Origin of the sequence: Veillonella sp. CHU594, from assembly GCF_003992265.1 — a bacterium.
Taxonomy (GTDB): Bacteria; Bacillota; Negativicutes; order Veillonellales; family Veillonellaceae; genus F0422.
In genome coordinates this window covers 1-3,244 of sequence record NZ_RQVB01000018.1, presented here as the reverse complement: position 1 = coordinate 3,244, position 3,244 = coordinate 1, and the positions used below count along the sequence as shown (strand labels likewise).

General features: G+C 50.1%; 2 rRNA genes. Both read right to left on the bottom strand.

The features are described from left to right. Positions 1–2 precede the first annotated feature (2 nt). Positions 3–119: ribosomal RNA gene (gene rrf, locus EO111_RS08225) — 5S ribosomal RNA — on the bottom strand. A gap of 64 nt (positions 120–183) precedes the next feature. Continuing rightward, a 23S ribosomal RNA gene (locus tag EO111_RS08220) occupies positions 184–3,110 on the bottom strand. Positions 3,111–3,244: the final 134 nt, after the last annotated feature.

The following is a 3,244-nucleotide window of genomic DNA, read 5'->3' as shown; positions in this document are numbered from 1 at the left end:
TTAATCAGCAACTTCCTATCCTCCCAGGCCGTTTCCAGCCAAGTACTTTCGGCGTTTACGAGCTTAACTACTGTGTTCGGGATGGGAACAGGTGGTTCCTCGTAGCCATCGTCACTGAATTTGTCAGGGTGTTCCCTGAAAACTACATAGAAAGATAATATATTAACTTACAAGTTTGTTGTTTAAGTAAAGCCCTCGATCTATTAGTACCAGTCAGCTCCATGCCTTGCAGCACTTCCACACCTGGCCTATCAACCATGTCGTCTACATGGGATCTTACTAGCTTATGCTATGAGAAACCTCATCTCAAGGCTGGTTTCACGCTTAGATGCTTTCAGCGTTTATCCGTCCCGAACGTAGCTACCCAACTGTACCCTTGGCAGGATAATTGGTACACCAGCGGTTCGTCCACTCCGGTCCTCTCGTACTAGGAGCAGCCCCCTTCAAGTTTCTTTCGCCCGCGATGGATAGGGACCGAACTGTCTCACGACGTTCTGAACCCAGCTCACGTACCACTTTAATCGGCGAACAGCCGAACCCTTGGGACCTACTTCAGCCCCAGGATGTGATGAGCCGACATCGAGGTGCCAAACCTCCCCGTCGATATGGACTCTTGGGAGAGATTAGCCTGTTATCCCCAGGGTAGCTTTTATCCGTTGAGCGATGGCCCTTCCACTCGGCACCACCGGATCACTAAGCCCGACTTTCGTCCCTGCTCGACTTGTTGGTCTCGCAGTCAAGCTCCCTTCTGCCTTTACACTCTTCGAGCGATTTCCGTCCGCTCTGAGGGAACCTTTGGGCGCCTCCGTTACTCTTTAGGAGGCGACCGCCCCAGTCAAACTGTCCACCTAGGACTGTCCGGAAGGTCGTTACTCTTCCCGTTAGATTTCAATTAATCAAAGGGTGGTATCCCAACAGCGACTCCACTAAGACTAGCGCCCTAGCTTCTACGTCTCCCACCTATCCTGTACATTCATTAACTAAAATCAATCCTAAGTTACAGTAAAGCTCCATGGGGTCTTTCTGTCCAGTCGCGGGTAACCTGCATCTTCACAGGTACTTCAATTTCACCGGGTCCCTCGTTGAGACAGTGCGCAAGTCGTTACACCTTTCGTGCGGGTCGGAACTTACCCGACAAGGAATTTCGCTACCTTAGGACCGTTATAGTTACGGCCGCCGTTTACTGGGGCTTCAATTCAGAGCTTCGGATTACTCCTAACCCCTCCTCTTAACCTTCCAGCACCGGGCAGGTGTCAGCACCTATACGTCAGCTTTCGCTTTAGCAGGCACCTGTGTTTGTGGTAAACAGTCGCTTGCGCCTCTCTTGTGCCACCCATTCATGCTCCAGCCGTTACAAGCTTTCACACTACATGGGTCATCCTTTTCCCGAAGTTACGGATGCATTTTGCCGAGTTCCTTAACGAGGGTTTTCCCGCGCACCTTAGGATTCTCTCCCCGCCTACCTGTGTCGGTTTTGGTACGGGTAGTATGTCTCTACCTAGAAGCTTTTCTCGGCAACTTAGGATCAATTACTTCGCTCTTTTGAGCTCGTCATCACGCCTCAGCTTTTAGAGTAACGGATTTACCTATTACTCAACCTACACGCTTAAACATGCACTTCCAATCGCATGCTAACCTACCTGTTTGCGTCACTCCATCGATCAAACAATTCATACTAGTACAGGAATTTCAACCTGTTGTCCATCGCCTATGCTTTTCCGCCTCGGCTTAGGTCCCGACTTACCCTGAGACGACGATCGTTGCTCAGGAACCCTTAGGCTTTCGGTGGAAAGGATTCTCACCTTTCTTTTCGCTACTCATACCGGCATTCTCACTTCTTACCAGTCCACAGCTCCTTCCGGTACTGCTTCAATCCAATAAGAACGCTCCCCTACCCAATGGTATTACTACCATTGCCACGACTTCGGCTCTGCATTTTAGCCCCGGACATTTTCGGCGCAGAGTCTCTCGACCAGTGAGCTATTACGCACTCTTTAAATGGTGGCTGCTTCTAAGCCAACATCCTGGTTGTTTTGGAAACTCCACATCCTTTGCCACTTAATGCAGCATTGGGGGCCTTAGTCGGTGGTCTGGGCTGTTTCCCTCTTGACTATGGGCCTTATCACTCATAGTCTGACTCCCATGTATAAGTATAGCCATTCGTAGTTTGACTAGGTTCGGTACCCGGTGTGGGCCCTAGCCCGATCAGAGCTCTACCGCCTATACTCTTTACCATGAGGCTAGCCCTAAAGCTATTTCGGGGAGAACCAGCTATCTCCGTGTTCGATTGGCATTTCACCCCTATCCACAACTCATCCCAAAGCTTTTCAACGCTCACGAGTTCGGTCCTCCACACAATTTTACCTGTGCTTCAACCTGGCCATGGATAGATCACTACGGTTTCGGGTCTACTACCACTAACTCTTCGCCCTATTCAGACTCGCTTTCGCTTCGGCTCCACGTTTTCCGCTTAACCTCGCTAGTGACAGTAACTCGCCGGTTCATTCTTCAATAGGCACGCCGTCGACCTGCAATTATACGGTCTTCGACTGTTTGTAGACATACGGTTTCAGGTTCTCTTTCACTCCCCTCCCGGGGTGCTTTTCACCTTTCCCTCACGGTACTATGCGCTATCGGTCCATACTGGTATTTTGCCTTGGAGGGTGGTCCCCCCTGCTTCCCACAAGGTTTCACGTGTCTCGTGGTACTCTGGATACTGCTCCACATATGCAGGATTTCGACTACAGGGCTTTCACCTTCTTCGGCCGACCGTTCCAAGTCGGTTCGTCTATCCCATTTATGCTTGTCAGCAGTCCTCAACCCCGGTCTGGCGAACCAGTCCGGTTTGGGCTCTTCCCCGTTCGCTCGCCGCTACTAAGAGAATCTCGTTTGATTACTTTTCCTCTGGGTACTTAGATGTTTCAGTTCCCCAGGTGCCCTCCTCATACTCTCTGGTATGGGTGACAGAGCTTTACTCTGCCGGGTTCCCCCATTCGGATATCTACGGGTCAATGGTCGCTTGCACCTCTCCGTAGCTTTTCGCAGCTTACCGCGTCCTTCTTCGGCCAGTATAGCCAAGGCATCCACCGTATGCCCTTACTATCTTTACTTGATAGTGACATATGGTTATGTCTTTTGCTTTAGAGTCATCCTTTCGGATGCTCTCACCTTATAAGTTAATTTAGAGAATCTATGTGCTTGGTCTAACCCTTAGAGTCAACTCTAAGAGACCAAATCATAAATA